Here is a 22132-nt window from a genome sequence, read left to right on the forward strand (position 1 = left end):
GCTGTCTTAAAATAATTTTTAAATTATTTTTGAGAGCCCATTTATTTACAATCTGAATATATTCAATTGAGATTATTTTTATTTGTAACATTATACTACATTTGAGTTTCTGTAATATATAAGGGCATAATAAAAAAATATTATCAGGAGTTGAAAAAGAATTAGCTTTATTCCTATACTCATAAAAAACAAATTAATTAATAATAAATAAGGTATAATGATTTATCATATAAGGAGATTTATGGATAATAAAAATATTTGTAGTAAGACAAACAGATGTAACGAAAAGAGAAAATTCATTAATAAACAAAATATATGGGCAACTTTACAAATAATAGCTCCATTATTGTTGACTATTATATACTTGAAAGGTTTTCTAATAGCTTTAGAATTGCCATCAAATATGACAAAATATATACATTTAGATAAACTAGGGGAAACAGGAGTTATTCTGAGATTGACTTATTGGAGCAATCTAATTATTTTAATATGGACAACCATTGGTACAAGCATATTTTCCATATTGTTAGTTATACATTGTTTAAAAGGGAATAAAAGAAAGGATAAATTAAACACATTAACAATATTACAGGGAAAAATTATTTTATCTATAATACTTGTTGCTTTTATGGGGTTTCTTTCTTTTGTATATTTGCAAAAGGAGAAAGTGATAGATATAGTAAAGAGATATGATTCTGATATTATTTTGTTAAAAAGTCAAAAAACAGAAGTATATGAGGGTATGATAGAAGAAAGGGTAGAACAAGAGATAGAAGGAGGATATTATGCTGAAAAACCTAAGCCATTAAAAATACTTAATAGTTATAAAGTTAATACAAATGAAAAGTGTAAGAGGTTTTTATGCCCTAAGACTTTACTAAAAAATATAAAGTTAAAAAAGGACAAATATTATAGAATATATTATCTTCCAAATAGCAGAATTGTAGTTTCTATTGAAAATATAAATAAAATGTAATTTAATTTAGAACTTAACTTTATAAAAGAAATGTAAATATGTCAATTGAAAAACATTCTATAAATCAGATATAAAAAATCTAATTTATAGAATGTTTTTATATGTAATATAAAAAATAAAAAAAACTAGAATATAGCTGGTAAGACCACACGTAAAACTTTAATAACTAAGGATAAAACGTTTTTAGAATTTGAAGAAATAAGATGAAAAATGTATAATAATTCTTGGATTTAAAGAAAAAGGGAGTGATACTAATGATGTTAAGAAAGTTAACAAAAATTGCAATATTAAGCATTCTTAATTTTCTATTATCTATATCAGTTGATGTTAAATTAGTAATATTTACTGGTAATCAGACAGTAGAGATAAATAAAAAACGAGTAATTAAATTTAATCAAGGAATTTTGTTTAATAATTTAATAAAACAAGGTGTGAAATTAACTGAGAGTAAAGAAAAAATTGTTTGTAGGAATTATAGAAGTATATTTACTTGAACATAATCAAAGTTATTAATATATAAGGAAACATTTTTATTAAAAGTATAAAATATAGAATTCAGTTAATAAATAGTAAATTGCATGGGAGTGAATAAGGTTGAAAACAGTTAAAGGAAAAATATTAATTAATTTTCTTATAATATCTTTAGTTACTATTTTGTGTGTAGGAGGTATATGTGCAGCAGAAATTTTTAAAATTGTAACAAACCAAATGAAGAATGACGGAAGTACTATAGTTAATATGGTAGAGAGGGACATATCTGAACATGACTTAACTGAGCTAAATAAAATTAATACTATACTAGAAGATATAAAAAATAAGTCTGTTAAAAATATAGCTTATTTATCTTTGACAGATAAAAATCATAAAATAGTAGCTAGTGATAATAAAAACGTTATAGGAGAAAAAATAAAAAATTCATCTTATATTGATAAAGTTATTAAAGAAAAAAAAGAAGACGGATTAATAACTAAAAATATAGATGGAAGAAGAGTTTATAATGTATCTGTACCCTTTTATAAGAATGAAGAAGTTGTTGGAACAGTTAATATAGGCATTTCACTTGAAAATATGTATCAATTGATTAGAAATACTATTATCAAAATATTAATTTTAGGTTTAATTATAGTATTAATTTCTTTAATTATAGCTAACTTTATCTCCAAAAAGATATCTAGTCCTATAGTTGATATAGTTAATAAAATGAATAAAGTTTCAAATGGGGATTTTTCAATAGAATTTCATGCAAAGGGTGATGACGAAATATCAATATTGATGGAGTCTTTAAACAAGACAATGACAACAATTAGAAATATGATGGAAGCTATTAAAGAAGCTATTATGAAAGTAGATGTTGTTGCTCAAAATGTTTCAGCTGCTACAGAGGAGAAAACAGATGCAAGTACACAAATAGCTAATTCTGTAAATTTATTAGCGGAAGGGGCTACTAATCAAGCACTAGAGATAAATCAAGCAACAAATTCATTAATTCACTTTGGTGAAATTTTAGATAAAATAACTGATAAGATTATAAATCTATCAGAGAGTAGTAATACTATAAAAACACATGCAGATAAAGGATCTACTAAAATAGATAGCCTTGTTTTAGCTATAGAAGATGTGGAAAATAGTTTTAAATATGTTTCAGATAAAATTTTTGAATTAGATAATAGTGTTATTAAAATAGGAGAGATAACAAATGTGATAAATAGTATAGCAGAGCAAACTAACCTTTTAGCACTTAATGCAGCAATAGAGGCTTCAAGGGCAGGAGAATCAGGAAAAGGCTTTTCTGTAGTTGCAGATGAAATAAGAAAATTAGCAGAACAAGTATTAGAATCATCTAAAAATATAAATATGTTAGTAGAAACTGTAACAAAGAATAGTAATGAAGTTTCTAACACTACAGGGAATGTTACAGATAAGATAGAAGTACAAACAGAATCTATAGCAGATACTATGGAATCATTTAAAGAAATATTAGAAGAAGTGGAAAAGTTATTACCTCATATTGAAGAGATATCCCTTAGTTTAAAAGATGCCGCACAAGATAAGGATAAAATAGTACAAAACATAGAAAAAGTTTCACATATATCACAAGAATTTGCTAGTTCAACAGAAGAAATTTCTTCATCAGTAGAGGAACAATCAGCTTCTATGGAAGAAATTTCAGCATCAACTCAATCACTTACGGAAATATCAGATAAATTAGCTAATAGAGTGGATGAAATTCATGTATAAATTAATAAATTAAAAATAAATATTTAAATTAAATGAATTAGCATTTAATTTAGAAAGTACTCAGATTGTTCAAAAACCCTTTATTATATGAAGACTTTTTAAACAATCTAAGCCTAGATTAAATTAAAATAATTAATCATGATTCTGTATTCATTGAGGGAACTATCAATGTAGAAGGATAGACTTAAGGAATTTATTGGTTAAATGATGGGATTTTATAATTAAAAACTAGATAATGAAATAAAAGTTTATAAAATTATATATTTTTTAACTATAGGAGAAATAATAAATTTTATCCAATCTATTGCAGAACAAACCTCTGATTTCACTAGAGAAATAGAGAATATAGTACAGGAGATACAATTTATAAGAAGCCTTTTTATGTGCGTCCATCATGAGCTTAATCTAAGAGGTCAAAGTATTTTTATAAATTAAAAATTATATGGATAATTATAAATAAATACCACTAGAAGGATTTAGTGGTATTTTACTTTTATAAGTATTCTATTAATTTTAAAATACATAACACAACAAATAAAAATCCTTGCAATCGAAGCATAAATATATCTTTATTTCTTATATCTGTTCAATAAAAAGCCTTTAGAGAAAGTTTAGGTTTAATAAAAAAGCATAGATTAGTAAATCCAAGACATATATAACTTAATACTAAATCTAGATTGTTTTTTAATAATGGATGAATAAAAAAATGAAATATACAGAAAAACATCATTATTGAAAATAGTATAAGATAAGTTACTCTAAGTAATGTAATTTTATTTTTAGTAATAGTCATAATACTAACTTCCCCCTCGTTAGTAAATCTATTTTGTTAATACATGTGAATTTTGATTTATAATGGTAATAAAATTATACCACAAAATGTAATTTGTAATATATAAAGCGTTAAAAAATGCCATGTATATTTAAACTTTCATTAGCAATTGTAAGTTTTATAAAAAGTTTTAAAAAAATTATCACAAAAATATATTTAAGTCTTATGCACATGCATTAATGTTATAATTAAAATATACTGCACTACCAGGGGGAAAGAGAATGAGAGTGAAGTTAATAAACATTTTATATATTGTTTTTTGTATAATAGGACTTATTGTTGCGTATATCTATTTTAATTGGGATTTGAGTAGTTTTCATAAGAACATTCTTAGTACTATAAATTATAGTATAGCATCAATAGTAGGATGTTTGACGTTCATAGAAGCAAAGTTTTTTTCTGAAAATCATAAAAAATTAGGAGAAAAATTTTTTGGAATAGTACTTTTAATAACAAGTTTATCAAGAATATTTTTTATATGGATTTGAAATAACATATAGTAGTCAAACAACAAAAGAGCATAGAACAATAAACAGATTGTCCTATGCTCTTAATTTATTTAATAATACGTAGTACATTTATTCTAAATTCTCACTCAAAATATACTTCATTAAAGTATTAGATATTTTTAAGGCCTCTTTTCTGTTAGAGGCAGGAGCAGATATCATTAGTCCATTAACCCCAGTCCATTGTTTACTACTTGCATATAAATCTTCTGGTTCCATTATATTAATGGTTAACTGATTAAAATCATCATTAATATATATAGTTCCGTATAGTACATTTGAAAAGGTTTGTGACTTATTAATGAAATAGTATCCAATACTAGATCTATTAAATTCATCAAATTTTAATTCTATTTCTTTCCTTTCGTTTTGTTTAGGAAATTCTAAATCATTAACTTTTATTTTTCCTACAAATTTTTTGCCGAAAATTAAATTTTCTGATAATTTCCCGTTTATTGAAATGGTTACCTTCTCAACAAATTGATTGTTTGTTTTTCCTAACCTGTATTTTATACCTTGAAAAGTTTTGTTATATGTTCTAGGTAAAGCGGTATACAGATAGATTAATATTAGTATTCCTAATAATGCTCCTAATATAATTCTTATACGTATTTTTTTCATAAAGAAATTCTCCCTATCTATTATTTACAAAATAATTCTATTATATTGTTTTCATTTTAATTGGTTAAGTTATATTAATGTTATTATTTTCCAAGGCTTTATTTAAATTATATAATCTTCTAACTAATTTTTCAATGCTAAATGTACAAAATTAATCATAAATGGAATGATTTCCTGGAACAAGAAGTAAGGTTGTAGAATTACCCAAGTGAAATTGAACTATTATAGTAAATGCTTTACAATAGATAGTATATGTATAATAAATACATAATTACTACTTTAAGTTATTAAAAGAAAAGGAGAGATTAATATGAATAAAAAAACAATAACAGTATTTCTTTTAAGTGCTTTAATTTTAGGACAAGGTTTCGCAACAAATGTACAAGCTCAAGAAAATAGTTCGAATTATATAGTTAAAAGTAGTTCAATAAAAAATAATGGCAAATCCCAATATCGACAAATTGATAATTTTACACAATCACAGATACCAGAAACAAATGAAAAGTTTGACATATTACCAACAGGAATAGGTACGTACACATATGATTATACTGCAACAGTTAGCAAGGTAAATATGAAGATAAGTTTTAATGAGAGAGCATTAAATTTTGAAGTACTTTTAAAAAATTCATCAGGGCGTACAATAGCTAGTAGATCTTTTGTTGACTGGGAAGCGCCAGATGGTAGTAAAGGAGTTAAAAAAGTACATTTGAGAGGTAACACAAAAATAGGTGAAAAATATACAATTGAAATAATTAATTATGACTCTGTAATTGTTAACGGGACTATTAATGTAGAAGGATAGACTCTATGTATTTATTTTAAAATGGAGTGAAGATATAGGAGCAATTTCATATTTTATGAGGTTGCTTTTATTATAATCAAATTTTAATGATGTATTCAATAGAAATAAGTATGTTATTAAAGATTAAGTTTATATAAAAATGGATATAAACGTTTATATTACTAACTTTAGTCGATTTACGTGTATATATCTTAAAGATACATGAATGTTTAAGTATACATTGAGGGTATGTTAAATAAATAAAATAAGTACAAGCCATCTAAAGTGAATTATTATAAGAGGTCACCCTTTTTTATCTTGGTTTTAAGTAAATGAAGTTTTGGTTGTATTTGTGTATTTTCTTTTGGTTTTTAGTAAAAGAAAATACCGACAACGTTCTTTGGTTTAGCATATAATTTATATGTAAGATAAAGATTAAATTACTGTATAAATAAAGGATAAAGGAGTTTTGTTGTAAACTGTTACTGCTTTCAATACATGAAATTAATAAAAAAATGGGTGTGCATACAATAATTGACATAAAACACTAAATGGTTTATAATAAATACATAATTACCATTTTGAACAATTAAAGGGGAAGGGGAAATTAATATGAATAAAAAAACAATAACAGCATTTATTTTAAGTGCTTTAATTTTAGGACAAGGTTTAGTAACAAATGTACAAGCTCAAGAAAATAGTTCGAATTATATAGTTAAAAGTAGTTCAATAAAAGATAATGGTGGATTCGAGTATTGCGAAATTGATAATTTTATAGAATCACGAATGCCAGATATAAATGAAAAATTTGACGTATTACCAACAGGAATAGGTACGTACAAATATGGTTATACTGCAAAAGCTAACAAGGTAAATATAAATATAGCTTTTAATGAAAGAGCATTAAATTTTGAAGTACTTTTAAAAAATTCATCAGGGCGTACAATAGCTAATAAATCTTTTGTTGACTGGGAAGCGCCAGATGGTAGTAAAGGAGTTAAAAAAGTACATTTGAGAGGCAACACAAAAATAGGTGAATACTATACAATTGAAATCATTAATTATGACTCTGTAATGATTGGAGGAACTATCAATATAAGAGGATAGATTTTATGTATTTATCTTAAAATAGAATAAAGAAGATATATGGGCAATCTCATATTTAATGAGGTTGATCTTATTACATATTTACACACTAAAATATGCAATTATTCAATAAATTTAATCTTCTTTTTCAAAAATCAAATCAAATTTTTTAATTACGCCATCATGTCCATTAAATGCTGAAGGGATAGCAGTAACAAATCCCACTATAAAAAAGGGGGCTATCGCATTAAGAAATTTACATACAATGTACTGTTTTAAAAGTTTAAATTGAACACAATATATTGTAGAATTTATTATTAGTGCGACAACTCCTTTTGAACTAGTCTTTTTTATATTTCCTTCACAAGAGGTACATTTTAAATATGCAATAGTCCTATTTTTAACCTATATTTTATAATATTATATTAAAACTATAAAACAATTTCATTTAATATTATTTCAATATATTTTATTTTGAGCATGTTAATAAAGATTTTATTAAACGAGAAGTTATATGTTTAACATCATAACAAGCTTTGGAAGTTGTAAAGTTTTTAAATGAAGATACTGGCACATAACTCATATTATATTCTTTTCCTGCAATTCTGAGATTATTACTAAAGCCAGATAAATCTTTAGTATTTTTATCATCAAAATTCCAATAACCTAATAATCGTTTGGTTTTATCCTCTAAAGTTTCATTCATAAATTCACAAATCTCTTTATTATTTCTAACACAATTCCAAATCCTTATTTCATCTAATTGTCCAAAATAACACGGGTGATTCATATACACAGAAGCTCCTATGCGTAATATTGAACTTGCAGAATTGTGTATGTCACGTACTTTAAAAGATTCATTATTGAAGTTTATTTTACAACTTTCACATTCTTGCCCATCAACATAAATTATTATATCTGTATTTTTTAAACTGACAGCTACATGATGCCATTTGCTATCACAAAGATTAATTGTATGAACGGATTTTGTTATATCTTTATTTTCATAATATATTTGAAAAACTAATATATTTTCTCTTATTAAAGTAAATTTAAAATAACCATCAAAGATTTCCGAATTTGCATTTACATAACAATAATATGATATAATAGTATTCTCATATTTAAGTTTAGGCATCATTTTCATTTCTATTGTAAGTTCTCCATTTTTAGGAAGATACAAATTATTTTGAGAAGGTATAACATCTAAAGCTACTTGTTCTTCAAGAGCATAGGTTTCTTTATTTAATAATTCTATAGCAAAATTTTCTTTAAACATTATTTTCTCTTAAATATCTTACAAATTCGTCTGGTTTGCTAGAATATACATCAAAATCTGCATAAGTAATAATAGAATCAATATTAGTTCCACTATTATAATCAATGGTTATTTCTCCTGAATTTTTAGGTTTTATATCACTTGAAAAAGTAATTCTTTTATCTTTTAATAAAAAAGACCCCTGTACATGTAATTCTTGGAATTTCAAATCTTCAGGGAGTTGAACTAGAATATCTTTTGCCCTAGGAATAAATTTAATTCCTAGTACTCCAAGGGTAACACTAGTTCCTAATGATAAGGTTTTAGTTGCAAGAGTAGAAATTAGAGTTTTAACATTATTTGATTCGTTTATTTCTCCTACATGTTTTTCTGGTGATTCAATACTTGTAATTGAACAAATACCATTTTCCATGTATTCTGTAAAATAAGAAGTTACATCTTTATTCCCGCCATTAGCTTCAACATGAACAAAATTTGATCTTGAAATACCTGTTGGGTCAGTTTGACAAAATTGACAAACAACTTCATTTTCAGTTAAATTACAAATACGTATCTTTCTATCCTTTGTAAAAAAGAAGCGAACATCTTGAATACCACTTTCTGCTGTTGATAGAATATCACTATTAGAATTTTCTATAGAATTATTCTTCAAAATACCGGTGGCTAGCTCCGCTGTCTTAGCAATCACATCAACAGTTGAAATAATTTTATTGAATAAACCCATAAATAGTCTCCCTTGTAATTATTTTACTTTTATATATTATAATATTTTTACTACCGTGTCAATGTGTATTGAAAATTTTTCTATATTTTTTTATTTATTCATTACTAAATAAATGCAGTTAATAGAACATAAATACCGGTGAATAGAGTATCATAAATAGTGAATGGAGTATAGAGAATAGTGAATAATAAAGGAGGATTTTGTCTTGGACAAAATCTTTTAACTATATTATAAAAGTTATTTATAGAATAAAATTCAACCCATACTATTCACTATACTTTTATTATGAGTTATATAGATATCCCATGTGTTCTTATGAAAAATAATGTAAAAATAACATATAATATGAAATATCGTTATTGAATATTGATGGCAAATGATAGTAAAATTAAATTGGTTAATAATGATCAAAATTAAAATAATATCTATAGAGGGAATTTATATGAAAAGATTAAAAATAAATTTAAGACTTCAGACGAAAATAGCAATTATGAATATAGTTATTATATTTATACCTTTAATAATTACAACTTTATTTATTTCAGATTTAAGAATGTTTGGTATAAAAAGCGAGATGAAAAAAAACACAATGAATATAGCTAAAATTATTTCAAATTCTAAGTTAATAATCAAGACTTTAGAAGATAATCAATCACCAGAAAATATTAGAAGCTATATGAATGGTATATTAAGTTGTGTGGATGATATTAATACTGTTGTAATAACGGATCTTCGTGCAAAAAGGTGTATTACTATAAAAGCTGATTCTATAGAATCATCAGAAATGATTAATAATGAAATAAATGGGCAGATAAATATCCCTAAAATGCAAAATGATTATATGTCTGAAGGAGTAGAGAGTTTTGGAAATCAAATTATAGCATTTTTACATGTTAGAAATGAAAAGGGAGTAAAAGTAGGTTATGTCATAGTTAAAAGTATTGTTGATAATATGGAAGATGTTGAGTATAAAGGTATAGCCAAATTACTATTTATTGAATTAGTAGGATTTTGTTTAGGGTTTTTAGGAATATTTGTATCGTCTAAAAGTATAAAAAAAACTCTTTTGGGATATGAACCAGAACAAATATCAAAATTATATCTTCAGAAGGAAGAAGTATTGGATGCACTATATGAAGGAATAATTGTTATTGATGAAAAATTTAAAGTTACGTTTTTTAATACTGCGGCTATAGAAATTCTAAGAATTAAAGATAGACAAGTAAATAATGATAATATAGATAACATTATATCAAGTTCATACATGAATAAGGTTATAAAAACTGGACAAGCAGAATATGATGTGGAAATGATTATAAATAATATTAAAATATTATGCAATATAATTCCAATTAAAGTTAAAAATGAGATGGTAGGCGTAGTATGTATCTTTAGAGATAAGACAGAAGTTACAAGATTAGCAGAAGAAGTTACAGGAGTAAAGCAGATAGTTGAATCATTGAGAGCTAATACTCACGAATTTATGAATAAATTGCATGTAATACTAGGTTTAATACAAATTGGCGAGAGTGAAGAAGCAGAAAAATTTATTATTAATGAAACAAAACGGCAGCAAGAAAAGGTAAGTCGAGTTATAAATAATATAAAAAATCCTACAATTGCTGGGCTATTGCTTGGAAAAATGAGTAATGCCAAAGAAAATGGAGTTAATTTATGTTTGGATAAAAACAGTATTCTAAAGAAAGGAAATGAAATAATAGAAAGTAATCTATTAATTACCATAATAGGAAATTTAATCGATAATGCTATTGATGCTATAAATATGTGTGATAAGTATGAGAGGTATATAAATATATTAATAAAACAAGAGAAGTATAGAATAGTTATAGAAGTAGAGGACAATGGTAAAGGAATTTTAAAAGATAATATAGATAAGATTTTTGAAAAAGGATTTTCAACAAAAGGAAGTAATAGAGGAAGAGGACTTGCAAGAGTAAATACCATTGTTAAAAATTTGAATGGAGAAATTAAGGTTTTATCAGAGTTTGAAGTTGGTACAAAATTCGTAGTTATTATTCCTAAAAAGGAGGATAAAAAGTGATTAAGGTGTTAATAGTAGAAGATGATCCAATGGTAGCACAAATTAATAAAAAGTATACTGAAAGTATAGATAATTTTATAGTAATAAAAATTTGTAAAGATGGAATAGAAGCTTTTAATTACATAAAAGGAAATGAGGTAGATCTTGTTATATTAGATATTTATATGCCTAAACTAGATGGTATAGGATTATTAAAAAAAATGAGAAAAAATCAAATTTTAATAGATGTAATAGCTGTTACCGCAGCACAAAATGTAGAAAAAGTAGATGAGATGTTTAAATATGGAGTTGTTGATTACCTAATTAAACCCTTTGAGTATAAAAGATTTAAAGAGGCTCTTGATAAATTTATGTTAAAGTATAAACTGTTACATGAGAAAACAGTAGTAGATCAAAAGGATCTTGATAAAATAACAAATATAAAAAATAAAAATTCTAAACCTCAACTTGAAAAAGGATTAAATATAAGAACTTTAAATAGGATTAGAAAGTGTATTGAAGGCTATAAACAAAATAGTTTTACAAGTAATGATATAGCTGAAAAATTAAAACTTTCAAGAATTACTATAAGAAAATATATGGAATATATGGTATCCATACAGGAACTTAGAAGTGAAATAGAGTATGGATCAATAGGAAGACCTAAAAACATATATGTGAAAGGAACTGAAAAATAAATATTAAGTTATATGAAAGGCGAGTGATTGTTTACTGGCCTTTTATATTTAATAAAATGAACAAACGTAGTGAATAGACCTATATATTTCAAGAAAATTGGGAAAATTCAAAATTGTGGAACGGTTGTTAATAATATAACATAAATAAATATACTTACAAAAATATAAAAATAATTACAAAATATTTATTTTGTCCATTAAATACTGTATGTTAAATATAGACAATGAATTAATTAATAATATAGCGTGGAGGCGATAATATATGAACTATAATGAAATAAGTTTAAAACTGCATGAAGAAAATAAAGGAAAAGTAGAAGTGATTTCAAAAATTTCTGTTAAAAACAGAGATGATTTAAGTATTGCTTATACTCCTGGAGTTGCGGAGCCTTGTAAAAAGATTTATGAAGATAATGATAACGTTTACAAATATACTTCAAAAGGAAATTTGGTAGCAGTTGTTTCAGATGGTACGGCAGTATTAGGACTTGGCGATATAGGACCAGAAGCAGCAATGCCAGTTATGGAAGGTAAGGCAATTTTATTCAAAGAATTTTCAGGTATAGATGCTTTCCCTATTTGTTTAGATACAAAGGATGTAGATGAAATAGTAAAGACTGTAAAATATTTAGCTCCAACTTTTGGAGGAATAAATTTAGAAGATATTTCAGCACCAAGATGTTTTGAAATAGAAAGAAGACTAAAGGAAGAATTAAATATTCCAGTGTTTCATGATGATCAACATGGTACTGCAATAGTAGTTTTAGCAGGGCTTTTAAATGCATTAAAAGTAGTTAATAAAAACTTAGAACAAGGTAAGATTGTTATAAATGGAGCTGGTTCAGCAGGAATTTCTATTTGCAAACTATTACTTTTAGCTGGCGCTAAAAATATAGTTGTATGTGATAAAAAAGGGGCTTTAGTAGAGGGTGCTGAATGGATGAACGGAGAGCAAAAGAAGATAGCTAAACATACTAATAGAAATTTTGAAAAAGGAACTATAAAAGAAATAATAAAAGAAAAAGATGTATTTATAGGAGTTTCAGGACCAAATGTATTAAACGCAGATATGGTATCAACTATGAACAATGACTCTATAGTATTTGCTATGGCTAATCCATCTCCAGAAATAATGCCTAATGAAGCAAAACGTGGAGGAGCTAGAGTGGTTGCTACAGGAAGATCAGATTTCCCAAATCAAATAAATAATGTTTTAGTATTCCCTGGAATATTTAGAGGGGCACTAGATGCTAGAGCATCAGATATAACCGAAGAAATGAAAATAGCAGCGGCAAAGGCAATAGCAAGTATAGTTACAGATGAGGAATTAAATGAAGATTATATAATACCTGATGCATTTAATAAAAAAGTTGTTTTAGCAGTATCAAAAGAAGTAGAAAAAGCGGCAAGAAAGATTGGGATTGCAAGAAAATATTAGAATGCAGTTATAGAAATATATTTTACTAAATTAAATGTATTTCTATAATGGCAAATGTTTAGGAGGGTATGATATGAAGCTTGTAACCAAAATAATGATAGGAATGATAGCAGGAATCTTAGTAGGATTGGCATTTACTAAAAATCCAATAATAGCTATAACATATATAAAACCTGTGGGAACTTTATTTTTAAATCTTATTAAAATGACAATAGTTCCATTGGTGTTTTCTTCATTGATAGTTGGAGCATCTAGTATAGGAGATACTAAAAAACTTGGAAGAATTGGCGGCAAAACAATGATTTTTTTCTTTGCAACAACAGGTATAGCAATAGTTATAGGATTAGTTCTAGCTAATATTTTAAAACCAGGGGTAGGGTTAGGACTAACCATTGCTAATAATTCTACACAAGCAGTTAACAAAGCACCATCATTAGGTGAAACACTTCTTAATATCGTTCCATCAAATCCTTTGCTAGGATTGGGAAAAGGAAATATGTTACAGATTATTTTCTTTGCATTGGTACTTGGCGTAGGAGCTACTAAGATAGGAGAAAAAGGGCAGCCTTTTTTAAAATTTTTCGATAGTTTGGCAGAAATAATGTATAAATTAACTGAAATGATAATGGGATTAGCACCTTATGGAGTTTTTGCACTTATCGTACCAGTTATTGCTCAAAATGGACCTGATGTGTTATTACCACTTATGAAAGTTATATTAGTTGTATACTTAGGATTTATTATACATTCAATTGTTGCATATTCTTTTTCAGTTACTTCTTTTGCAAAAATATCTCCATTAAGCTTTTTTAAAGGAGTATCTCCAGCAACGGTACTTGGATTTAGTACTAGTAGTAGTGCAGGAACTCTTCCTTTAACAATTAGGATAGTGAGAAAAACTTTTGGAGTATCAGATGGAATAGCGAGTTTTGTACTACCATTAGGAACAACAATAAATATGGATGGAACTGCAATATATCAAGGTGTTTGTGCAATGTTTATTGCCCAAGCATATGGCATAAATTTAGGAATAGGGCAACAATTAACAATACTTCTTACAGCACTTTTAGCATCAATTGGAACAGCAGGCGTACCAGGAGCAGGATTTATGATGCTTATGATGGTTTTATCTTCAGTAGGACTACCATTGGAAGGGGCAGCTTTAATAGCAGGTATTGATAGAATTTTAGATATGGGAAGAACTGCTGTTAATGTAACAGGAAATGCTGCTGCATCTATTGTTGTGGCCGCTTCAGAAGGAGAATTAGCTAACCCTAACATTGCTTCACAAGCAGCAGCTGATCAAGATGTGAATGTGTAAATAAATTATATTAGTTATAAGGGTGAGGTGAAATGAGTAAAACATTAGGTGTTTTAGGCGGAATGGGACCAGAAGCTACAGCAGATTTATTCAAAAAGATAGTTAATTATACAGCTGCAGAAAAAGATCAGGAACATATTCATATTATAGTTGAAGATAATGCAAAAATACCTGATAGAACAAGCTATATACTAGGTAAAGGAGAAAATCCAGTTAATGATTTAATAGAAACAGCTATGAGATTGAAACTAATGGGTGCAGATATAATAGTTATGCCCTGTAATACAGCTCATTATTTCTTAGATGAGATTAAAAAAGTTGTAGACGTTTCATTTATAAATATGATTGATGAAGTAGCAAAATATATTTTAAATAGATATAAAAATGATGAGGTAGGATTGCTTGCCACTAAAGGAACATATGAAGGAAGAGTATATGAAAAATATTTTCAGAAATATAATATTAATATAGTACAGCCTAGTGGAAAGTATAAATCTTTAATATCAGAGTTAATTTATCAGGTTAAAAAAGGAGTGAAATCTTTTAAAACTGATCTAATAAAGGAAATGTTGAATGAGTTTAAAGATAAAGGTATTAAAACAATAGTATTGGGTTGTACAGAACTTCCGATATTATTTGATAATCTTCATTTTGATGAACTGAAAGAGTTTAATTTTATTTCAAGTACAGATATTTTAGCACGAAGAGCTGTGAAAATGGCAAGTGATAATAAATTAATTTAAGAAAAACTCATGGAAATGAATTATCTATAGAAAAATATAGAACATAATTTGAAAGGAGAAATATGGGGATGAGAGAAATCAATGCTGAACAGATAATATCTGCTGTTAAAACTATAGCAATAAAATCTAATTATTTCTTAGGTAATGATGTAATGAAAGCACTAAATGAAAGATATGATAAAGAAGAATCACCTGTTGGAAAAGAAATTTTATCACAAATATTAGAAAACGATAAAATAGCTGCTGAAAGAAAAATGCCTATTTGTCAGGACACAGGAGTAGCAGTTGTATTTGTGGAATTAGGTCAGGAAGTACATGTTAATGGGGATATTAGTAAAGCAATTCATGAGGGGGTAAGACAAGGATATAATGAGGGATATTTAAGAAAATCCATTGTTGAAAATCCTTTATATAGAAAGAATACTAATGATAATACTCCGGCAGTTATTCATATAAAAATTGTGCCAGGAGATAAAATTAAGTTAACTATTGCTCCTAAAGGAGGCGGAAGTGAAAACATGAGCAGAATTAAGATGTTAAAGCCTTTAGAGGGAGAAGAAGGAGTTAAAAATTTTGTATTACAGACTATAAGTGAAGCAGGAGGAAATCCCTGTCCACCTATTGTAATTGGTATAGGAATTGGAGGAACCTTTGAAAAAGCGGCTTTGATATCTAAAGAAGCTTTATTAAGACCACTTGATGATTATAATGAAGATCCTAGAATAGCAAAGTTAGAAGATGAAATTTTAGAATCTGTTAATAAATTAGGAATAGGACCTATGGGCTTAGGAGGTAGAACAACTGCCTTAGGTGTAAAAATAGAAACATATCCATGTCATATAGCTTCTTTACCAGTAGCAATTAATATTAATTGTCATGCAGCAAGACATGAAACGATTATAATATAAGAGGAGATGAAAATATGAGAGTGGATTTACCATTGGAAGAAGAAACTATAAGAAAACTAAAAGTTGGTGACAATGTAGAGTTTTATGGAACAATTTATACTGCTAGAGATGTAGCTCATTCTAGACTAGTTGATTTAATAGAAAAAGGCGAAAAATTGCCAATGGAGCTACAAGGACAAGTGATTTTTTATGTTGGTCCAGCCCCAGCTAAGCCAGGAGAACCAATAGGCTCAGCAGGTCCAACAACAAGTTATCGTATGGATGGATTTGCCCCAATTTTATTGGATAATGGATTAAAAGGTATGATAGGGAAAGGTCCTAGAAGTAAAGATGTTAAGGATTCCATAGTAAAAAACAAAGCAGTTTATTGTTCAGCGGTTGGAGGAGCAGGAGCATTAATAGCATCCTCTATAAAGAGTGCAGAAGTGATAGCTTATCCAGACCTTGGAACGGAGGCTGTGAGAAAATTGAAGGTAGAAGGTTTACCAGCTATTGTTGTAAATGATATGTATGGAAATGATTTATATGAACAGGGAAGAAAAGAATATGAAATTAAGGCTATGTTTTAATAAATTGTTGATTTCGTATAATTTCAAAAACAATTCTAAATTTGGTTTAAGTAACATCATTAAAATTTTATAACTCGCATAGCTCAAACAATTAAATTTATTAACGCTCAATTACTTAAACTAAATAAGAATTGTAACTTTCCATTATAATGAACTTAACAATTTAAATCATGTTATTAGGAACGCTAAAGGAAATTTTAAGAGAGTGTAAAAAACAACACTATTTTAAAACAGAACCTAAATAAAAAAATTGATTATTAATTTGAAAATATAAATTAAGGGGGAATCAAAATGCTATTTAGAATAGAAAGCGATTCAATAGGAGAAAAACAAGTACCAAAATCTGCTTATTATGGAGTTCAAACATTAAGAGCTGCAGAAAATTTTAAAATTACAGGTTTAACTATACATCCTCAATTTATAATAGCATTGGCAGAAGTAAAAAAAGCAGCAGCAATAACTAATATGAGTGTTGGACTTTTAGAAAAAAGAATAGGAAATGCTATTATTGATGCTTGTAATGAAATAATAGAAGGAAAATTACATGAACATTTTATTACTGATCCAATCCAAGGTGGAGCTGGAACTTCCATGAACATGAACGCTAACGAGGTTATCGCTAATAGAGCTATAGAAATTTTAGGTGGAGAAAAAGGTGATTATAGCATAGTACACCCAAACGATCATGTGAATATGGGACAGTCTACTAATGATGTTATTCCAACCAGCGGTAAAATAACATCAGCAAAACTTTTAAATGCTTTACTTGAAAAATTAGTACAATTATATCAGGTTTTGAAAAAGAAATCTGAAGAATTTGATTATGTTATAAAAATGGGAAGAACTCAAATGCAAGATGCTGTTCCAATCAGATTAGGACAGGAATTTAATGCTTATTCAAAGGCTATTAAAAGAGATATAAATCGTATTAAAGCTACATCCCAAAATTTATTAAGTGTAAATATGGGGGGAACAGCTATAGGAACTGGAATTAATGCTGACGATAGATATGTTAAAAATATTGCTCTTGAATTAAGAAAAGTTACTGGACTACAAATAACTCAAGCAGAAGATCTTATAGATGGAACTCAGAACTTAGATTGCTATGTGGAGGTTTCTTCTACACTCAAAACTTGTGCTGTTAATTTATCAAAAATGGCAAATGATTTTAGATTACTATCTTCTGGTCCAAGATGCGGTTTTGGTGAAATTAATCTTCCAGCAAAACAAAATGGATCATCAATAATGCCTGGAAAGGTTAATCCTGTTATACCAGAAGTAGTTAGTCAAGTTGCATTTAATGTTATAGGAAATGATGTGACAATAACTATGGCTGCTGAAGCAGGTCAGTTAGAATTAAATGCATTTGAACCAGTATTATTCTATAAATTATTCCAATCTATAGATACCATTAAAAATGGTGTTGATACTTTTATTAACAATTGTATTAAAGATATAACTGCTAACGATAAACGATGCAAAGAGTTAGTTTATAATAGTGTTGGAATAATTACTGCTATCTGTCCACATGTTGGATACAAGAAAGCTGCTGAAATTGCTAAAAAAGCTATTAAAACAAATAGAGCAGTAACAGAAATTGCATTAGAAGAGGGTGTGTTAACTAAAGAAGAGCTTGACACAATACTTGATGTATATAATATGACCATTCCAGGAATATCAGGAGAAGAATTAATAAAAAATAAACTCTTAAAATTAGCTTAATTGTTATATATTAAAATAAAAAAGTTAATCTGTAATGATATATTGATTATTACAGATTAACTTTTATTTGTCTTTGATGGGTTTATGTTGTATTTATAATATACTATAAACGTGGAAAAATGCTAATAAATTTTTCAATAAGATCTCCATGCTAAATCTCTGAAAATATAGCATGTTTTGACAAAAAAATAATGTAATAATATAATTAAATAAATATATATGCTAATCAGTATACAACATAAGGTTTGACTAGGAGGGTATAGTATAATGTCTTTAAAAGATATAAGTACATCTGTACAAGAAGTAGCAGAGGCTATAGCTGCAGTATTACATGTAGATGTTACTATTGTTGATAAAAATTTAATTAGAATAGCTGCTACTGGTAAATATAAAAATTGTATAGGTGAAAAGATACCTAAAAAATGTTTGTTTGAATTTGTACTAAATGAAAAAAAACCTAAATATTCAGATAAATTTTATTCTAATTATATTTGCGAAAAGTGTTCTGCAAAAGATACTTGTACAGAGTTTTCTACTATAGGATATCCAATACTAAAATATGATGAAGTAATAGGAATTATAGGAATAAATTCCTTTAAAGAGGAACAAGAGAATATAATTAGAAAAAATTATGATTCTTTAGTGATTTTCCTTGAAAAACTTAGTGAGGTTTTACTTGGGAATATGATTTATAGTGAAACTATAAATCAGCTAAAAATTCAAACAAAAGAGACTAATCAAATAATAGATGGTTTAAGTTATGGAATTTTATGTGTTGATAGTAAAGGAATGATAAAATATATAAATAAAAAAGCCAAAAAGATTTTTAATACTATTAAAGAAAATGTGATTAATCATTCGGTAAAAGAATTTATACCTAATGTGAATTTAGAATTAACTGGAGTTAAATATAATGCTGAGAAAATTAATTCAGATGGCAAAAAAATTGCATTAACAATTAAGAATAACCCTGTTATCTTTCAAGGTAAAAAAGTTAGTAGTATAATAGAAATTAATAAGACTAGTGATGAAGTCCGTGATGCATATAAGCTTATTGAAGGAGAAAAAATAGTAAAATTTGAAGATATAATAGGGGAAAGTAAAAGCATAAAGGATGTAAAACGTATTTCAAAGAATATAGCTAAAAGTAACTCTACTATCATTTTAAGGGGCGAAAGTGGAACAGGAAAGGAAATTTTTGCAAGAGCAATACATTATGAAAGTGATAGATGTAGCGCACCATTTATTGCAATAAATTGTGCGTCAATTCCAGACAATCTTCTTGAAAGTGAACTATTTGGCTATGAGGGTGGAGCATTTTCTGGTGCTCGACGAGAAGGACAAATGGGAAAATTTGAACTAGCAAATGGTGGTACTCTATTTTTAGATGAAATTGGAGATATGCCACTTCACCTTCAACCTAAAATCTTGAGGGTTCTTCAAGAACAGAGATTTAGAAGAATTGGTGGAAAAAAAGAAATCAATGTAAATGTTAGGATTATAGCTGCAACTAATAGAAATCTTGAAGATATGGTTAAGAATGAACAGTTTAGAGAAGATTTATATTATAGATTGAATGTAATACCTATTTTTTTACCAAACTTAAAAGAAAGAGAACAAGATGTTCTTTTGTTAAGCGAATATTTACTTGAAAAATTTTGTAACAGACTTGAAAAAGAAAATAAGATATTTTCTAATGAGCTTAAAGATATATTTATTAAATATAGTTGGCCAGGAAATATAAGAGAACTTGAAAATGTTATAGAATACTTGGTTAATATAACTGAAGAAAAAATAATAATACCCCAAAACTTGCCTATTACAATGCAGCAAAAGATTTATGGAGGTAAAGTACAAAGTAAATTAAGTCTTAAAAGCAGAATGGAAAAATACGAAACAAATATATTAATGCATATGATTAATAAATATGGAAATGATGCTAAAGGTAAGAATAAGATAGTAGAAGAATTAGGAATAGAACTTTCTACGTTATATAGAAAACTAAAAAAATATAATTTATAAAATAAAAACCTCATTTGCAAATAAAAGAAATTATTGTAAATGTGGTTTTTATTTATGCAATTTCCTCAGTTGTGTAGATAATTTGAAAAAAATGTAAAGTATTTGCAAAAATGAGAAATCGTTTGCAAAAATGCAAAAAACAAGTAAGATCAGTATATAGCTGAGTTAATTTGATGCTTTAGTATTATAAAAATTAATTATTTTTGATTATTTTCAAAAATAAAGATAAATAAAACTGTGAAAATGGTGGTACTTCTATATCCACAATTATGGTATGGATTTTGCTTCAAATATAAAAGTACTTAATATAAACGTTTACTAGTAAACATCAAAAAATTTTTAAACTTTCAGTTAAAAATAACAAATTAATAAAGAAGGAAGTGTGAATATGAAAAAGAAGCATGATATGGGATTAATAATCAAAATGCTTATAGGTATAGCTATAGGTGTAGGAGCAGGACTTATTATTAATGAAAAAGCTATGATGGTAATATTAACAATTAAAGAAATTTTAGGATCTATAATTTTCTTTACTGTACCATTAGTTATATTTGGATTTATAACACCAGCAATAACAAGCCTTAAAAATAATGCAAGTAAGATGCTTGGAGCTATGGCACTTATGTGCTATTTATCAGCAGTTGGGGCAGCTACAATGTCAGCCATTGCAGGATATATTATAATACCTCATTTTAATATTGCTAGTGAAGCAGCAAAACTTCAAAAATTACCAAAGGTTATTTTCCAATTAAAAATTGATCCTGTTATGCCTGTTATGACAGCACTAGTTCTAGCTATATTTGTAGGTGTATCAGTAATATGGACAAAGGCAGAAGTTATGGATAAGCTTTTAAATGAACTACAAAAAATGGTGCTTGCTATTATCACTAGAATAGTAGTCCCTATTTTACCCATTTTTATATCGGCTACATTTAGTGAATTAGCATATACTGGAAGTTTAACTAAACAACTACCTGTATTTTTAAAAGTTATAATTATAGTGCTTATAGGACATTTTATATGGCTTACAATATTGTATTCACTTGCAGGGGCAATTTCAAAACAAAATCCTTTAGAAGTAGTAAAACATTATTTGCCAGCATATTTGACAGCAGTAGGAACAATGTCAAGTGCAGCAGCATTACCTGTTTCATTAAAATGTGCTCATAAATCAAAGGTATTAATACCAGAAGTAGTTGATTTTGCTATTCCTCTTGGAGCAACTACTCACCTCTGTGGATCTGTTTTAACAGAAACATTTTTCTGTTTTACAATATCAAAAATACTTTATGGTACATTACCTCCAGTAGGTACAGTTGTGTTGTTTATAATTTTATTTGGTATATTTGCTATAGGAGCACCTGGTGTTCCGGGGGGAACAGTTATGGCATCTTTAGCAATTGTTACAGGAGTTTTGGGATTTGATGCATCAGGAGTAGGATTACTAATGGCAATATTTGCACTTCAAGATAGTTTTGGAACAGCATGTAATATTACAGGAGATGGAGCTTTAGCTTTAATGCTTAGAGGAATATTCTATGATAAAGATGGAAAGCTTAAATCAAATAAAAATAAAGTTGAACAAGCTAGCATTTAATTTATAAACAGGATTCTTAGGAGTTTT

Annotated in this window: 19 protein-coding genes; 16 read left to right on the forward strand and 3 right to left on the reverse strand. The window is 27.2% G+C overall.

Annotated features, from left to right (window positions below; translation table 11 throughout):
- Positions 1–241: 241 nt before the first annotated feature.
- The 4 genes from OW729_RS03875 to OW729_RS03890 all read left to right on the forward strand — a co-directional run bounded on the left by OW729_RS03875 (position 242) and on the right by OW729_RS03890 (position 4534).
- Positions 242–976, forward strand: coding sequence for a hypothetical protein (locus OW729_RS03875; protein ID WP_268060137.1), 735 nt, complete (start codon positions 242–244; stop codon positions 974–976).
- Between the two features lie 254 nt (positions 977–1230).
- Entirely contained in the window at positions 1231–1470 is a 240-nt protein-coding gene (locus OW729_RS03880) for a hypothetical protein (protein WP_268060138.1), read from the forward strand.
- 100 nt (positions 1471–1570) lie between these two features.
- Entirely contained in the window at positions 1571–3214 is a 1644-nt protein-coding gene (locus tag OW729_RS03885; RefSeq protein ID WP_268060139.1) for a methyl-accepting chemotaxis protein, read from the forward strand.
- 1053 nt (positions 3215–4267) lie between these two features.
- Positions 4268–4534, forward strand: coding sequence for a hypothetical protein (locus OW729_RS03890; RefSeq protein WP_268060140.1), 267 nt, complete (start codon positions 4268–4270; stop codon positions 4532–4534).
- Between the two features lie 90 nt (positions 4535–4624).
- Here OW729_RS03890 and OW729_RS03895 read toward each other — a convergent pair whose 3' ends face one another.
- Complete coding sequence (locus OW729_RS03895; RefSeq protein ID WP_268060142.1) at positions 4625–5173, reverse strand: hypothetical protein; 549 nt, start codon at positions 5171–5173, stop codon at positions 4625–4627.
- A 310-nt stretch (positions 5174–5483) separates the two neighbouring features.
- On the opposite strand from OW729_RS03895, the gene OW729_RS03900 reads away from it, so the two are divergent.
- The gene (locus OW729_RS03900) at positions 5484–5978 is read left to right on the forward strand and encodes a hypothetical protein (RefSeq protein ID WP_268060144.1); all 495 of its coding nucleotides are present in this window, start codon (positions 5484–5486) and stop codon (positions 5976–5978) included.
- Between the two features lie 591 nt (positions 5979–6569).
- Entirely contained in the window at positions 6570–7064 is a 495-nt protein-coding gene (locus OW729_RS03905) for a hypothetical protein (protein ID WP_268060146.1), read from the forward strand.
- Positions 7065–7512: 448 nt separating this feature from the next.
- Here OW729_RS03905 and OW729_RS03910 read toward each other — a convergent pair whose 3' ends face one another.
- Positions 7513–8322 carry a LamG domain-containing protein gene (locus tag OW729_RS03910; RefSeq protein WP_268060147.1) on the reverse strand — a complete coding sequence of 270 codons (810 nt, stop codon included), beginning with the start codon at positions 8320–8322 and terminating at the stop codon, positions 7513–7515.
- Positions 8315–9046, reverse strand: coding sequence for a hypothetical protein (locus OW729_RS03915; RefSeq protein WP_268060148.1), 732 nt, complete (start codon positions 9044–9046; stop codon positions 8315–8317). The genes OW729_RS03910 and OW729_RS03915 overlap by 8 nt, the downstream gene beginning before the upstream one ends.
- 442 nt (positions 9047–9488) lie before the next feature.
- Here OW729_RS03915 and OW729_RS03920 point away from each other — a divergent pair, with 442 nt between their 5' ends.
- From OW729_RS03920 to OW729_RS03965, 10 genes are all read left to right on the forward strand, one after another.
- The gene (locus tag OW729_RS03920; RefSeq protein WP_268060149.1) at positions 9489–11108 is read left to right on the forward strand and encodes an ATP-binding protein; all 1620 of its coding nucleotides are present in this window, start codon (positions 9489–9491) and stop codon (positions 11106–11108) included.
- On the forward strand, positions 11105–11785 hold the full coding sequence (locus OW729_RS03925; RefSeq protein ID WP_268060150.1) for a response regulator: 681 nt from the start codon (positions 11105–11107) through the stop codon (positions 11783–11785). The genes OW729_RS03920 and OW729_RS03925 overlap by 4 nt, the downstream gene beginning before the upstream one ends.
- 262 nt (positions 11786–12047) lie before the next feature.
- The gene (locus OW729_RS03930; protein WP_268060151.1) at positions 12048–13223 is read left to right on the forward strand and encodes an NAD(P)-dependent malic enzyme; all 1176 of its coding nucleotides are present in this window, start codon (positions 12048–12050) and stop codon (positions 13221–13223) included.
- Between the two features lie 73 nt (positions 13224–13296).
- Entirely contained in the window at positions 13297–14544 is a 1248-nt protein-coding gene (locus OW729_RS03935; RefSeq protein WP_268060152.1) for a dicarboxylate/amino acid:cation symporter, read from the forward strand.
- Positions 14545–14576: 32 nt separating this feature from the next.
- Positions 14577–15287 carry a cysteate racemase gene (cuyB, locus tag OW729_RS03940; RefSeq protein WP_268060153.1) on the forward strand — a complete coding sequence of 237 codons (711 nt, stop codon included), beginning with the start codon at positions 14577–14579 and terminating at the stop codon, positions 15285–15287.
- Positions 15288–15355: 68 nt separating this feature from the next.
- Positions 15356–16195: a fumarate hydratase gene (locus OW729_RS03945; RefSeq protein ID WP_268060154.1), complete on the forward strand. Its 840-nt coding sequence runs from the start codon at positions 15356–15358 to the stop codon at positions 16193–16195.
- 14 nt (positions 16196–16209) lie between these two features.
- Positions 16210–16764, forward strand: a complete 555-nt coding sequence (locus OW729_RS03950) for a Fe-S-containing hydro-lyase (protein WP_268060155.1) — start codon at positions 16210–16212, stop codon at positions 16762–16764.
- Between the two features lie 291 nt (positions 16765–17055).
- The gene (locus OW729_RS03955; protein ID WP_268060156.1) at positions 17056–18486 is read left to right on the forward strand and encodes an aspartate ammonia-lyase; all 1431 of its coding nucleotides are present in this window, start codon (positions 17056–17058) and stop codon (positions 18484–18486) included.
- A 267-nt stretch (positions 18487–18753) separates the two neighbouring features.
- The gene (locus tag OW729_RS03960) at positions 18754–20508 is read left to right on the forward strand and encodes a sigma-54 interaction domain-containing protein (protein WP_268060157.1); all 1755 of its coding nucleotides are present in this window, start codon (positions 18754–18756) and stop codon (positions 20506–20508) included.
- 388 nt (positions 20509–20896) lie between these two features.
- On the forward strand, positions 20897–22105 hold the full coding sequence (locus tag OW729_RS03965) for a dicarboxylate/amino acid:cation symporter (RefSeq protein WP_268060158.1): 1209 nt from the start codon (positions 20897–20899) through the stop codon (positions 22103–22105).
- The last annotated feature ends 27 nt before the right edge of the window (positions 22106–22132 follow it).

The sequence above is a fragment of the Clostridium brassicae genome, from assembly GCF_026738875.1.
Classification (GTDB): Bacteria; Bacillota; Clostridia; order Clostridiales; family Clostridiaceae; genus Clostridium_H; species Clostridium_H brassicae.